Annotated in this window: 9 protein-coding genes; 4 read left to right on the plus strand and 5 right to left on the minus strand. The window is 68.1% G+C overall.

The genetic code is table 11. The features are described from left to right. Positions 1-77: 77 nt before the first annotated feature. Positions 78-1472, plus strand: coding sequence for a signal recognition particle protein (gene ffh / locus Q3866_RS06390; RefSeq protein WP_293674047.1), 1395 nt, complete (start codon positions 78-80; stop codon positions 1470-1472). Between the two features lie 94 nt (positions 1473-1566). Here the strand turns inward: ffh and Q3866_RS06395 are convergent, their stop codons facing one another. The 5 genes from Q3866_RS06395 to Q3866_RS06415 form a co-directional block, all read right to left on the minus strand. Further along, the gene (locus tag Q3866_RS06395; protein WP_301830479.1) at positions 1567-2172 is read right to left on the minus strand and encodes a nucleoside triphosphate pyrophosphatase; all 606 of its coding nucleotides are present in this window, start codon (positions 2170-2172) and stop codon (positions 1567-1569) included. A gap of 3 nt (positions 2173-2175) precedes the next feature. Beyond that, the gene (locus Q3866_RS06400; RefSeq protein ID WP_301830481.1) at positions 2176-2733 is read right to left on the minus strand and encodes a DJ-1 family glyoxalase III; all 558 of its coding nucleotides are present in this window, start codon (positions 2731-2733) and stop codon (positions 2176-2178) included. A 123-nt stretch (positions 2734-2856) separates the two neighbouring features. Next, positions 2857-4173 carry a 23S rRNA (uracil(1939)-C(5))-methyltransferase RlmD gene (gene rlmD / locus Q3866_RS06405; RefSeq protein ID WP_301830483.1) on the minus strand — a complete coding sequence of 439 codons (1317 nt, stop codon included), beginning with the start codon at positions 4171-4173 and terminating at the stop codon, positions 2857-2859. A 77-nt stretch (positions 4174-4250) separates the two neighbouring features. Further along, positions 4251-6857 carry a polyphosphate kinase 1 gene (ppk1, locus tag Q3866_RS06410; RefSeq protein WP_301830485.1) on the minus strand — a complete coding sequence of 869 codons (2607 nt, stop codon included), beginning with the start codon at positions 6855-6857 and terminating at the stop codon, positions 4251-4253. A gap of 196 nt (positions 6858-7053) precedes the next feature. Continuing rightward, the gene (locus Q3866_RS06415; RefSeq protein WP_301830487.1) at positions 7054-8022 is read right to left on the minus strand and encodes a 3'-5' exonuclease; all 969 of its coding nucleotides are present in this window, start codon (positions 8020-8022) and stop codon (positions 7054-7056) included. A gap of 219 nt (positions 8023-8241) precedes the next feature. On the opposite strand from Q3866_RS06415, the gene Q3866_RS06420 reads away from it, so the two are divergent. The 3 genes from Q3866_RS06420 (at position 8242) to Q3866_RS06430 (ending at position 13124) form a co-directional block, all read left to right on the plus strand. Beyond that, positions 8242-11097, plus strand: coding sequence for an FAD-dependent oxidoreductase (locus Q3866_RS06420; protein WP_301830488.1), 2856 nt, complete (start codon positions 8242-8244; stop codon positions 11095-11097). Beyond that, positions 11097-11471 (plus strand): DUF1667 domain-containing protein, encoded by a 375-nt coding sequence (locus Q3866_RS06425; protein WP_301830489.1) that lies wholly within the window; start codon positions 11097-11099, stop codon positions 11469-11471. The genes Q3866_RS06420 and Q3866_RS06425 overlap by 1 nt, the downstream gene beginning before the upstream one ends. Before the next feature lie 249 nt (positions 11472-11720). Continuing rightward, positions 11721-13124: a CCA tRNA nucleotidyltransferase gene (locus Q3866_RS06430; protein ID WP_301830491.1), complete on the plus strand. Its 1404-nt coding sequence runs from the start codon at positions 11721-11723 to the stop codon at positions 13122-13124. Positions 13125-13374: the final 250 nt, after the last annotated feature.

Raw genomic sequence — 13374 nt, forward strand, 5'->3', positions numbered from 1 at the left:
GTGCCCGTGGGGTCACATGACCCCGTGGGCACGCCCTCTACCAGCTACGTATTCGCACTTCCAGCAAGGAGACCTGCATGTTCGACTCGCTTTCCGACCGCCTCACAGACACCTTTGACAAGCTGCGCGGCAAGGGCAAGCTCACCGAGGACGACATCAACGTCGCGATGCGCGAGATTCGCATGGCGCTTCTCGAGGCCGACGTCAACTTCCGCGTGGTCAAGGACTTCGTGGCCCGCTGCAAGGAGCGCTGCCTCACGGCCGACATCCTGAGCTCGCTCACGCCCGCCCAGAACGTCGTCAAGGTCGTGCTCGAGGAGCTCACCGAGCTGCTCGGCTCGGGCGAGAGTAAGCTCACGCTCATGCAGAACCGCACGCCCAACGTCATCATGCTCGTGGGCCTGCAAGGCTCGGGCAAGACCACCGCGGCCGCCAAGCTCGCCTACATGCTCAAGAAGCAGGGCCACTCGCCCGAGCTCGCCGCCTGCGACACCCACCGTCCCGCGGCGGCAGACCAGCTCGAGACCCTCGGCGGCGAGATCGGCGTGCCGGTCTACCGAGGTGATGGCAAGGACGCCGTGGCGATCGCCTCCGAGGCCGTGCGCGACGCCGTCGACCACCTGCGTGACATCGTGATCGTCGACACCGCGGGCCGCCTGCAGATCGACGAGCTCATGATGCAGGAGGCCGTCGACATCAAGCGCGCCGTGAAGCCCGACCAGGTGCTCATGGTCGTCGACGCCATGACCGGCCAGGACATCGTGAACGTCGTGACCGAGTTCGCGAACCGCACGGACTTCGACGGCGTCATCATGTCCAAGCTCGACGGCGACGCCCGTGGCGGCGGCGCTCTGTCGGTGCGTGCCGTCACCGGCAAGCCCATCAAGTTCGTCTCGATGGGCGAGAAGCCCGACTCCCTCGAGGTGTTTCACCCCGACCGCATGGCCAAGCGCATCCTGGGCATGGGCGACGTCGTGGGCATCATCGAGACCGCCCAGGCCAATGCCGACGCCGCGGCCGCCGAGGACGCCGAGCGTATGCTGCGCGAGGGCTTCACGATGGACGACATGCTTAACCAGATGAAGCAGATTCGCAAGATGGGCGGCGTCGGCAAGATCTTGGGCATGCTGCCCGGCGGCGACAAGGCGTTGCGCCAGATGGGTGGCGACAACACCGAGGAGCAGATGCGCGCCATCGAGTCCATCATCTACTCGATGACCAAGGAGGAGCGTGCTCGTCCCAAGACCATCAACGGCATGCGCCGCGCCCGCATCGCCAAGGGCTCGGGCCACTCCGTCCAGGAGGTCAACCAGCTCATGAAGCAGTGGGGCGAGATGAACAAGATGATGGGCAAGGTGCGCGGCATGATGGGAGCGGGCGGCAACCGCAAGCAGCAGAAGCGCCAGCTCCAGCAGATGATGAAGAACATGGGCATGGGCGGCGGTATGCCTGGCGGCAAGATGAAGTTCTAGGCCGTCTAGCTGCAGTTTATTGGTAAAGGGGAGGGGCTCGTCGCGTACGTGCGGCGAGCCCCTCCCTAATTTGTCTAATCTGGGTGCGCCCCGGCTAGGCCTTGGCTTCGGCAAGCCTCGCGAGCTCGCGCAGGGTGTGAGCCACGGGCAGGCCCACGACGTTGAAGTAGTCGCCGCGAATCTCGCGCACGAGAGCACGGCCCAGGCCCTGGATGCCATAGGCGCCCGCCTTGTCGAGCGGCTCGCCGGTGGCCACGTAGGCGGCGATCTCCTCTTCGGAAAGGTCATAGAACTCGACCTCGGTCACCTCCGAGAAGGAAACCTTCTGGTTAGGGTTGCCCTTGCGGATGAGGCAGACGCCGGTGTAGACCTCGTGCGTGAGCCCCGAGAGCTCGGCAAGCATGGCGCGAGCCTCGGCCTCGCCAGCGGGCTTGCCCAGCTCCTTGTCGTGGATGGCAACCGTCGTGTCGGCGGCGAGGATGATGTCGCCCTCCCGTGCATCTGCCAGGGCACTGGTGGCCTTGAGCTGGGCGAGACGCGTCACGAGCGCGCGGGCGCCCTCGTCGGGCAGCGGCGTCTCGTCGACGTCCTGAGGCAGCACTGCGGGCTCGATGCCCATCTCGCGTACGAGCTCGACGCGCCTGGGCGAGCCGCTGGCAAGAATGAGGCGCCCCGGAAGTTTGAGGTCAAAGAGGCCCATGCGCTACTCACGCCCCGCAACGAGCATGCCGGTGGCAACGTCATTCGCGGCCTTCTCGCCCATGAGTTGCTCGAGCAGGGCCAGGCCAAACGCCACGGCAAACCCGGGACCCGAGGCCGTCACGAGGTTGCCGTCGACGTAGACGCCGAGCTCGGTGGGCCTCACGCCCGCGGGGAAGGCGCCCTCGCAACCGGGGTAGCAGGTGGCGGTGCGGCCCACGAGCAGGCCAAGCTCGGCTAGGATCGAGGGGGCTGCGCAGATGGCGCCCACCTTTCGCGTGGCCATGAAGTCGCGCACGAGCTCGCAGACGCGCTCGCTGGCGCGCAGGTTCTTGGTGCCGGGCATGCCGCCGGGCAAAACGATGAGGTCGCAGGCCGAGAAGTCGTAGGCGTCAATCGTGGCGTCGCAGTCGATGCCAATGTTGTGCGAGCACGTCACGTGCGGCGTGTCGTTGATGGTCACGAGTGAGATGTCGACGCCTGCGCGGCGCAGCACGTCTGCAGGGGCCAGGGCCTCGATCGTCTCAAAGCCGTCGGCAAGAAGAATGGCAACCCTAGGCATGGAAAAGCTCCCTTCGCGTGGATGGTCGCATCCATGGTATCGCGAAGGGAGCCTCGTGTCGTAGCGGGAGTTTGTTGCCTTGCGCCTGGGCCTTGGGCACCGCCTGCGGCGCGCGGCCGTGCCCTAGCGGCGGACGAGCTTAGTGACCGTCTCGACATGGAAGGTCTGGGGGAAGAGGTCCACGGGCGTTACCGAGGCAATCTCGTAGGTGCCCAACTCGCGGAAGCGCGCGAGGTCGCGGGCAAGCGTCGCCGGGTCGCAGCTCACGTAGGCGATGGCGCGCGCGGGCTGCTCGGAGAGCTGGCGCACGACGTTCTCGGCAAGGCCCGCGCGCGGCGGGTCGACCACGATGATGTCGGCCTCGTCGTCGGGGAACTCGCGGTCCGCGTCGCCGCCCACGGCATCAACGTTGTCGAGGCGTGCGTCTTCGAGGTTGCGGCGCAGGTCGCGTACGGCCGGGCCGTAGGACTCCACGGCGTCGACGAAGCTCGTGTAGCGCGCGAGCGGCAGCGTGAAGGTGCCGGCGCCCGAGTAGAGGTCCATCGCGATGTCGTTCTCCTGCGGGTCGAGCGCGTCGAGCACGAGGTCGACGAGGCGCTCGGCGCCCAGGGTGTTCACCTGGAAGAAGCTCGGGGCCGAGAGGCGCATGACGTTACCGGCGATGCGCTCGGTCCAGCTGCCGGCGCCGTCGAGTCGCTCGACGCCCGCGACTTTGCGCGCCTTCGCGGGGCCCTTGGTCATGACGCGCACGAGTGAGGTGGCGCCCACGTTCTCGAGCACGCGGCGCGCCTGGGCGCGTGGGAAAGCTCCCGTGGGCGTCCAGATGGCGATCTCGAGGTCGCGCGTACGGCTCGAGCGGCGGATTCCCACGCGCTCGATGTCGAGCTCATGGGAACTCGCGAGGTAGGACAGGGCGCCCGAGACGTTTTTCACGAGCTTGGACTCGCGGCCCTTCGCCGGGATGTCGAGCAGCGGGAAGTCCTCGACCTTGATGACCGTGGAACCGTCCGTGCCGTACATGCCCAGCGTGGCGTGGCGCCCGTCTCGCACAAAGGCGAGCTCGGCCTTGTTGCGGTAGCGCCAGCCGTCGCTTGGGGCCTCGCAGGGGGCCACGAGCTCCTCCGCGTCGGCGAGATGCCCCACGCGCAGCAGGCTGTCGACGACGTTGGTGCGCTTGGCCTCGAGCTGCGCGGCGCGCGCAAGGTGCGCCCAGGGGGCGCAGCCCAGCACGTCGGCGAGCATCCATTCGCAGGCCACGCGGTTGGGGGAGGGCTCGAGGACCTTGACCGTTCGGGCCTTGGAGAAGGACTTGCCGTCGCTCACGAGCTCGGCCTCGACGACGTCTCCGGCCACCGCCCCGCTCACGAAGACGGTCTTGCCCTCGGGGGTGTGGGCGATGGCGTCGGGGCCGTAGGTCATGCGTTCGATGGCGAGTTTCATGCGCGTGTCCTGCTTTCTGGCCCCGCGGGCATGGGGTTGGCCCGCGGGGCGTCTGGGTATCTTTCAACCCTTAGATGCTAGCGCTGTTCGTCCTTTCCGAACAGCGTCTTGAAGCCAAGACCAAAGATCGCGAGGGCGCGCACGAGGCGGCCTGGGGCGCGCTTGGCAAGCGTTCCGGGCGCGGCGGGCTGCTCCCTGGGCGCGTCTGCGTCGGCGACCTTCGATTGGGCGGGCTGCTCATCCTCGATGACGTGGGCCTCGACGTGAGCCGCCGGCTCGGGCTCGTCCTCGATGGCTGGCTGCGCCATGGGTGCGACCGCGGGCCCATGCTTGGCTGCGGCTGCCTGGTCGACCTGCTCGACCTGCTCGACCTGCTTAGCCTTGGCGGCGGCCGTCATGGGCGCGGCCGCCTCGGTGGCGGCGACCGTCTCGTCCACCGCGGCTATCGTCGTGGTTGGCATGGGCTCGGGCGCGAGCGGGGCCACCGCCTGCGGCTCGAGCTCGTGGGCGCGGGCGTAGGCGCGCGCCATGAGCTGCTCCTGGCAGTTGATGGCCGGCTCGCCCTCCCTGCGCTTGATGGGGGCCCAGGTGCCCTTGCTCGTGAGGCGGCGTGCCTTCACGTTGTCGGAGAGCTGCAGGGCCATGTAGTCGCAGACGATGCGGCGGCACGTGGGGTCGAGCACCGGGTAGGCGATCTCGACGCGGCGCTCGGTGTTTCTCGTCATCATGTCGGCGCTGCTGAGGTAGATCGTGTCGGCGCCAACGCCAAACGAGTAGATGCGCGCGTGCTCGAGTAGCCGTCCCACGATCTGGCGGATCTCGATGCCCGTCGTGCGTCCCTTGACGCCCGGCAGCATGCAGCAGATGCCGCGGATGATCATGACCACCTCGACGCCCGCCTGGCTCGCGTCGGCGAGGCGGTCGATGACGTCACGGTCGGTGAGCGAGTTCATCTTGAGGAAGACGCGTGCGGGCTCGCCGGCGCGGGCACGGGCGATTTCGCGGTCGATGCCGCCCATCACGAGGGGCTTCAGGCTCAGGGGGGCCACGCCCAGGAAGCGGTAGGTGCCGCGCAGGTTTCCCAGCGACAGATTGCGGAAGAAGGCGTTGCCGTCCTCGGCGATGCCGGGGTGCGCCGTGATGAGCATGAAGTCGCTGTACAGGCGGGCCGTCTTCTCGTTGAAGTTGCCCGTGCCCAGGCAGGTGACGCGCGACAGGCCGCGGTTGTCGTGGTAGGTGATCTGGCAGATCTTCGAGTGGCACTTGAAGCCTTCGGAGCCGTAGATGACCGTGCAACCGGCCTCCTCGAGGCGCTCGGCCCACTCGATGTTGTTCTGCTCGTCAAAACGGGCGCGTAGCTCCATGAGCACCGTGACATCCTTACCGTTCTCGACGGCCGCCACGAGGCTCTCGCACAGGCGCGAGTGGCGCGCCACGCGGTAGAGCGTGATCTTGATCGAGATGCAGGCGTCGTCGTTGGCGGCCTCGTGGATCAGGCGCAGCAGCGGCCCCATGCTCTCGTAGGGGTAGGTGAGCAGCACGTCGTGGTCCTCGATCTGGTCGCGCATCGGGCGGCTGGCGTCGACCATGGGCGAGGGCTGCGGCTCGAACGGGGTGAAGGTGAGGACCGCCTTGCGGGTTGCGGGCAGGCGGTTCTCGAGCGCGTAGACGTAGGAGAGGTCGGCCGGGGTCGAGAGGCGAAAGACGCGGCGCTTCTCGAGCCCCAGCTCCTTGCGCACGAGCGTCACGAGGCTCTCGTCGAGCGCGCCCGTGAGCTCGAGGCGCACGGGCTGCAGGCGGCTGCGGCGCTTGAGCACCTTCTTCATGTGCTGGCGGTAGTCCTCCTCCTCCTCGACGCCCTCGCCGTCGGGGTCGATGTCAGCGTTGCGCGTCACACGCACGACGGCCGAGCTCGTGGGCACGTAGGAGCCAAAGCAGCGCGAGAGCATCGAGCTCACGACGTCCTCGACAAGTGTGTAGCGCACGCGGCCCTCGCCGCTCGGCAGCCACACGATGCGCGCCGCGGTGGGCGGCACCTCGACGATTCCCAGCATGTCGTGCTCGTCGACGCCGTCGAGCGAGCACGCCACGTACATGACGTCGTTTCTCAGGTTGGGGAAGGGGTGGCGCGGGTCGATGATGATGGGCGAGAGAATCGGGGCGAGCGAGGCCTCGAAGCGCCTCGAGACGGCCACGAGGTCCGCGTCGGTGTACTGGGCGGGGCTCACGCGCTCCACGCCCTCGAGGGCAAGGCGCGCCTCGAGGTCGGTGAGACAGCTCTCGCGGCGCTCGTACATGCCGGGGAGCAGCCCGAAGACGCTCTCGAGCTGCTCGGCGGGCGTCTCGTCGCTCTTGTTGTCGGCGGGCTGGTGCTTGAGCTCGGCGAGGTCGGACAGGCCGCCGATGCGGATCATGAACCACTCGTCCATGTTGCTCTGGAAGATGGCGCAGAACTTGATGCGCTCGAACAGCGGCACCGTCTCGTCGAAGGCCTCGTCGAGCACGCGGTCATCAAAGCGCAGCCAGCTGACCTCACGGTTCTGCGTGTAGGAGAAGTCGCGCTTGAAGCCGCGCTTGGGCTTCCTCTCGTTGGCGGGGCTGGGCGTTTCGTCCGCGAACTCCGCAGCGCGGCGTCCCAGCTCGTCGAGCTTTGCCTCGCGCTTCTTGTCCTTCTTCTTGCCCATAGAAAACGCCCCTCACGACGTGGCTTCCCTTGAGGTTCTAGTATCTCGCAGAGATGGCGTTCGTGTGGGGCGAAGAGCGTTACGTTTTGGTAAGGGCGCCGCTGAGTGCGCGGCCGGCCGTCGCGTGGCTTTTCGGGGCTGACCTTCTTGGCGCGTTGGCGCCCCCTGGTGTCCCTTGGCGCGGCGAGCTTCCCGCCTACTCCTTGAAGCAGTGGCGGGCGACGAACTCGGCCTGCACGGTGCGCAGCATGAGCTCGGTGTCATCGAGGCCCTGGTGCACCTCGGCCTCGGCTGCGGCGAGCGTGCCGCGGCGGCGCGCCCAGTTCTCGAGCGATGCCGGGCTCGACTCGCGCGGCAGCGTCTTTACCTCGGGGTCGAGCTGGCGGCAGATGTCGCGCGTGTCGACGGGAACAATCTTGCCCGCGCGGCGCGCCTCGGCGTAGCCGTCGAGGTGCAGCGTGAACCAGGAGTCCTCGAAGGCGGCGTTGTGGGCCATGTAGGGGTACTTGCGCATGAGCTTGAGCAGCTTTGCCTGCAGCTTCTTGTCCTCGCGGAAGGGGGTCTTGCCCTCGACGTCTGCCCATGAGATGTGGTGGATGCGCTCGAGCGGCACGCCCTTCTCGGCATAGAGGTCGGGGATGCCGCAGAAGTGCGCCTCGGCGTCGGTGGGGGCGGCGTCTGCCGTGAGCTCCATGAGCTCGAAGCCCACGTTGATGATGTAGCCGCGGTCGGGGTAGCGGTCGGTCGTCTCGATGTCGATGCCCAGCACTGTGCCGCGGATGGGCTTGGTGACGTAGGCCACGCCCAGGTTGTTGCGGTCACCGCCCACCTCGCGCACGACGGTCGAGGCCTTGCGCTTCTGCAGGGCCGCCACGCCCGCGCACAGGTCGAAGTCGCTCATGCCGCGCGCCAGGCTCGAGTCGCGCGTGTTGTTGAGGCGCTCGATGCCAATCTGGTCGCACAGCTCGCGGTTGCGGTCGGCGAGGTCACGGATGACGTCGTAGCCAAAGCCGGGGTTGTCGTTCTTGGCGTACTCGTCGCGAAGCGTTGCGAGCGCCTCCTCGTTCTTCTGGCGCTCCGCGTCCATCGCGGTAAAGCCACCGCAGTAGACGATCTCGGGGAACACGAGCGCGTTCGCGTGCTCGAGGGCCTGTGCCACGTTCATGGTTGTGCCGTCCAATCCTTGTGTCCCGCGGGGCTTGCCCGCGGGCGTCTTTTTGCCCAAAGCATGGTAGCACGATGGCTTGGTGCAAACTTGAGGGTCGAGCGTCCGGTGCCGATGGCCTCGGCCATGCTGGGTGCGCTCGCTCGCCGATGGGCTCGTCTCTTGCCCGTATTAAGCGGGGACAATGGGGGAAATGCGCAGCCCTTGGGGAGGAGACCCATGATGAGTGAGACCTCGCTGGCAGGCGGGTTCGACAGGGACGGCGCCGAGGCGGCCCCCTATGACGTGGCCGTAATCGGCGCGGGCGTGGCGGGGTGCTGCTGCGCCCGCGAGCTCGCGCGCTATGACGCCCGCGTCGTCGTGCTCGAGGCGGGAGACGACATCGCCTGCGGCGCCACGCGAGCAAACTCGGGCATCGTCCACGCCGGCTACGACCCCGAGCCGGGTACCGCCAAGGCGCGCTACAACGTGGCGGGCGCCGCGCTCTTTCCCACCTGGGCCTCCGAGCTCAAGTTTGCCTACGCGCGTAACGAGTCGCTGGTCGTGGGCTTTGACGAGGCCGACCGCACCTCCCTCGAGGGCCTGCTCGAGCGCGGGCGCCAAAACGGCGTCGAGGGGCTCGAGCTCATCGATGGCGACGAGGCACGCGTGCTCGAGCCCGCGCTCTCGGGCGAGGTGACGTGCGCCCTGCGCGTGCGCACCGGCGCCATCTGCGACCCGTACGAGGTGGCCCTCTCGGCCCTCGAGAACGCCGTGCGCAATGGCGTCGAAGTCCGCTTCGACGCGCGCGTCTTTGATATTACCCGCGCCGGCAACGGTGCCTTTGACCTCGTGCTCGTTGGCGGCGAGGTCGTGCGGGCGCGCGCCATCGTGAACGCCGCGGGCGTGCACTCGGCCCAGATCCACAACCTGCTGAGCGCAAGCAAGCTAAAGATCGTTCCCGTGCGCGGCGAGTACCTGCTCTATGACCCGCGCCTGGGCTCCACCTTTGCGCGCACCGTGTTCCAGGTGCCCACGGCCAAGGGGAAGGGCGTGCTCGTGAGCCCCACCGTCCACGGCAACCTCTTCGTGGGTCCCAGCGCCACCGAGCAGGACGACCCCGACGCGCTCGGCACCTCGGCAGCTGGCCTCGCGGGCATCGTCGAGGGCGCGCGGCGCACCTGGCCCGGCGCGAGCGCGCGAGACGCCATCACCAACTTCGCCGGCGTGCGCGCCAAGGGCACCAACCACGACTTCGTCATCGGCGCCTGCGATGACGTCCCCTGCCTGTTCGATGTCGCCTGCCTCGAGTCGCCGGGGCTTACGAGCTCGCCTGCCGTGGGCGTCGAGATCGCTTCGCAGGTGGGCGAAAGCCTTGGCCTTGCGCGCCGGTCTGACTTCTGGCCCACGAATCCGCCGCGACGCCGCCTTGCCTACATGAGCGCGGCCGAGCGTGAGGAGGCCATCGCCAAGGACCCCGCCTGGGGCGAGGTCGTGTGCCGCTGCGGCAACGTGAGTGCGGCCGAGGTCGTGGCCGCGCTCCACGGTCCCGTGCCGGTGCTGTGCCTCGACGCCCTCAAGTGGCGCACGGGCGCCATGATGGGCCGCTGTCACGGCGGATTCTGCACGCCCGAGCTTCTGCGCGTTGTCTCTGCCGAGCTCGGCGTGGCTCCCCAGGACGTCGACAAGCGCTTGCGTGGCTCGTGGATGGTGGCGAGCGCGCGCCCCGACTATGTGGAGCTCGCCCGGGGTGAGCGCAAGGCGCGCAAGGGCGACGCGACCTCTGCTGACGCCAGCGGCGCGCCCGTCGACGAGCCTTACGACGTCTTGGTCGTTGGCGGGGGAGCCGCGGGCATGGCGGCAGCTACTTCCGCTCGCGAGCGGGGTGCCGCCCGCGTGCTGCTCGTCGATCGCGCGAGCGAGCTGGGCGGCATCATGTGCCAGTGCGTCCACAATGGCTTTGGCCTCAAGCGCTACAAGGACGAGCTCACGGGCCCCGAGTTTGCCGCTCGCGAGGCGGAGGAGCTCGCCCGCGCGGGCGTCGAGGTCTGGGACGGCGCCACCGTGATCTCGCTCCACGTAACAGACGACGGCGCGCCCTCCACGCTCGAGGTCGTTCGTCCGCGGGGCTCGTACACGGTGCGCGCCCGTGCGGTGGTGCTCGCATGCGGCTCGCGCGAGCGTGGCTTTGGCGCCCTGGGCATCGCGGGCGAGCGTCCCTCGGGCATCTACACCGCGGGCTCCGCGCAGTCGCTCATCAACCTGCAGGGCTGCGTGCCGGGCCACCGCGCCGTGATCTTGGGCTCGGGCGACATCGGCCTCATCATGGCCCGCCGCATGACGCTCGAGGGCATGGAGGTCGAGGGCGTCTACGAGCTGCTCGACCACCCGAGCGGCCTCACGCGCAACATCGTGCAGTGCCTGGACGACTTTGGCATCCCGCTGCACCTCTCGCACACGGTCGTCGCCACCCACGGCTCCGCGCGCCTCGAGTCGGTCGACATCGCCGAGGTCGACCCCGCGACGCGCCGGCCCATCCCTGGCACCGAGGTGAACGTCGCGTGCGACACGCTCGTGCTCTCGTGCGGGCTCATCCCGCAAAGCGAGCTCGCGCGCGAGGCGGGCATCGAGATCTCGCCCGTCACGGGCGGCGCGGTGGTAAACGAGCGCCTCGAGACGAGCGCGCCGGGCGTCTTCGCCTGCGGCAACGCCCTGCACGTCCACGACCTCGCGGACTTCGCTGCCGCCGAGGGCGCGCTAGCGGGCGAGGCCGCCGCGGCCTGGGTGGCTAGCGGTGCGCGCGGGGCGAGCGACCCCGCCCCCGTCGAGGCGGGGGCCGGCGTGCGCTACGTCGTGCCGAGCCGCATTGACGGCGCTGGGAGCGACCCCGTGACGCTTGCCTTTAGGCCAAGCAAGGTCATGCGCGGCGCCCGCTTCGTCATCGAGGCCAGGCGGAGGGGCGACGTCACCGAGCTTGCGAGCCGCAGGCTCAAGGTTGCCCTGCCTGCGGAGATGTGCCGCGTCGCGGTGCGCCCGCCCACGTCGTGGGACGAGGTCGAGGGCGTCGAGGTCCGCATCGAGGGGGATGAGCGCTAATGGCAGACAAGCAGCTGCGCGAGGTCACGTGCACGTGCTGCCCCATGGGGTGCACGCTTGTGGTGGAACTCGCGTCGTCCGGCGAGGCCGTCTACGTCTCGGGGGCGGGATGCGCCCGCGGCAAGAGCTACGGACCTGCCGAGCTGACCCACCCCGAGCGCGTCGTGACCACCACGGTGTGCGTGCCGGGCGTGGCCGAGCCATTGTCCGTGCGCACGAGCGCTCCCGTCCCCAAGGGGCTCATGGCCTGCGTCGTCGCGGCGGCCAAGGCGGCGGGGGAGGGCTGCTCCGCCCCCATCGCCCCGGGCGACGTCATCGTCGCCAACGTCTGCGACACGGGTGTTGACGTCATCGCCACCCGCGCCGTGGGCTAACCCGGTTCTATCCCACTCCTCTCAATCGGTGGTTCTTCCTTATCCCTCCTTTCAAATTCCTAGGAATATGGGCATATAGCTATCCCCTAAAAGCTAATTACCTCGTTTTCCTAGGAATCTGATTCCTTCGCTGCAAGGCTGGGGCAAGAGACGCATCACGCTGTGGAATGAGGGCATTCGGGGCCAGCCGCCGCGGCGCTATACTTGGCACCATTAAGCCAGCCAACGCCATCAGGGGAGTCGCCGCATATGCCACAAGCCACGATCGATCCCGCCCTCGCACCCCAGTATGGCCTGCTCACCCTACGGGCGCTCGAGGATGCCGGTCACGAGGCCTGGGTCGTGGGCGGCTGGGTGAGAGACGCCCTGCGCGGCGTGGCGGCTCACGATGTCGACGTGTGCACGAGTGCCCCCTGGCCACAGTCGAAGGTCGCCCTCGAGGCGGCGGGCTTTGTCGTGCACGAGACGGGCACGGCTCACGGTACCGTCACAGCCGTCGTCTGCGGCGAGCCCGTCGAGGTCACGACCTACCGCATCGACGGCGCCTACACCGACCAGCGTCACCCCGACTCCGTGACCTTCGTGACTGACGTGCGCGAGGACCTCGCACGCCGCGACTTCACGGTTAATGCCATGGCCTGGCATCCAACCCGTGGGCTTCTCGACCCCTTTGGCGGGGCAAAGGACGTTGCCGTGGGCGTCATCCGCGCGGTGGGCGACCCCGCCGTGCGCTTCGACGAGGACGCCCTGCGCATCCTGCGCGCGGTGCGCTTCGCGGCCCGCCTTGACTTTGACATCGAGCCTGCCACGCAGGCGGCCCTGCGCGCCGCCGCCCCCACGCTTGCGGGCGTGGCCCAAGAGCGCATCGGCACCGAGCTGCGAGGCATCATGGTGTCTGGCCGCGCCGCGTGGGCGCTTCGTCACCAGCGCGAGGTCATGTTCGCCGCGCTTCCCGAGCTTGCTCCGATGGAGGGCTTCGACCAGCGAAGCCGCTATCACTGCTTCGACGTGCTCGAGCACACCATTTGCGTCATGGAGGGTGTCGAGCAGCTCACTGTTGGCAAGGCAAGCGAGCGCCTGCGCTGGGCCGCCATGCTTCACGACATAGGGAAGCCCACGAGCTTCACGGTCGACGAGGCCGGCCAGGGACACTTCTATGGCCACCCCGGACGGGGCCGCGACATCTCCGCGACTCTCCTGCGTCGTCTCGCCATCCCTCACGAGCTCGCCAATCCCATCCTTGCCCTCGTCCGCTACCACGACCGCCCCTGCGCTCCCAAGGTCGAGCCCGTGCTCAAGCTCACGGCCTCGGTGGCCGCCATGAGCGGGCTCAAGCGACGCGACGAGGTCCTTGAGCTCATGCGCGAGCTCGTCTGCCTGAGGCGCGCCGACGCGCTCGCGAAGGCGCCGGCCTACCGCATCTACGCCCGCGAGCTCGATGACCACGAGGCCGTTCTCGAAAAGATCGAGCGCGAGGGCCTGTGCTGGAGCACCCGAGACCTTGCCGTAAGCGGCGCCGACGTCATGGCCGCCTGCGGCATCGCGCCTGGCCCCGCGGTGGGCGAGAGACTCTCGGCCCTGCTTGCCGACGTCATGGCTGAGCGCGTTCCCAACGACCGTTTGTCGCTTCTCGCATGGCTGGGACGCGGATAGCGGGGCGCCCTCAGGGCTCTTCTTGGTGGGTATCATGGCCTCTCGTTACGAATGTCCTATTAAAACCGCAGGTGGATTGCGTAGGCAGAATATTTTTACGCTTCTCACAAAAATTTTTCCAAAAAGTACTTGCGCGGACCCTTGCTCTTCCGTATAGTTCTTTCTCGCGCTGAGGCGAAGACAGGCATTGCAACTTTGGGATGTCGTCTAATGGCAGGACAGCGGATTCTGGTTCCGTCAATGGGGGTTC

This window comes from uncultured Parolsenella sp. (assembly GCF_958346945.1).
Lineage (GTDB): Bacteria > Actinomycetota > Coriobacteriia > Coriobacteriales > Atopobiaceae > Parolsenella.

Excerpts from the sequence above, each read along its gene's own strand:
- Q3866_RS06430 (WP_301830491.1), top strand. The coding sequence starts at position 11,721 with ATGCCACAAGCCACGATCGATCCCGCCCTCGCACCCCAGTATGGCCTG.
- Q3866_RS06415 (WP_301830487.1), bottom strand. The coding sequence starts at position 8,022 with ATGAACGTGGCACAGGCCCTCGAGCACGCGAACGCGCTCGTGTTCCCC.
- Q3866_RS06400 (WP_301830481.1), bottom strand. The coding sequence starts at position 2,733 with ATGCCTAGGGTTGCCATTCTTCTTGCCGACGGCTTTGAGACGATCGAG.
- Q3866_RS06425 (WP_301830489.1), top strand. The coding sequence starts at position 11,097 with ATGGCAGACAAGCAGCTGCGCGAGGTCACGTGCACGTGCTGCCCCATG.
- Q3866_RS06420 (WP_301830488.1), top strand. The coding sequence starts at position 8,242 with ATGATGAGTGAGACCTCGCTGGCAGGCGGGTTCGACAGGGACGGCGCC.
- rlmD (WP_301830483.1), bottom strand. The coding sequence starts at position 4,173 with ATGAAACTCGCCATCGAACGCATGACCTACGGCCCCGACGCCATCGCC.
- ppk1 (WP_301830485.1), bottom strand. The coding sequence starts at position 6,857 with ATGGGCAAGAAGAAGGACAAGAAGCGCGAGGCAAAGCTCGACGAGCTG.
- ffh (WP_293674047.1), top strand. The coding sequence starts at position 78 with ATGTTCGACTCGCTTTCCGACCGCCTCACAGACACCTTTGACAAGCTG.
- Q3866_RS06395 (WP_301830479.1), bottom strand. The coding sequence starts at position 2,172 with ATGGGCCTCTTTGACCTCAAACTTCCGGGGCGCCTCATTCTTGCCAGC.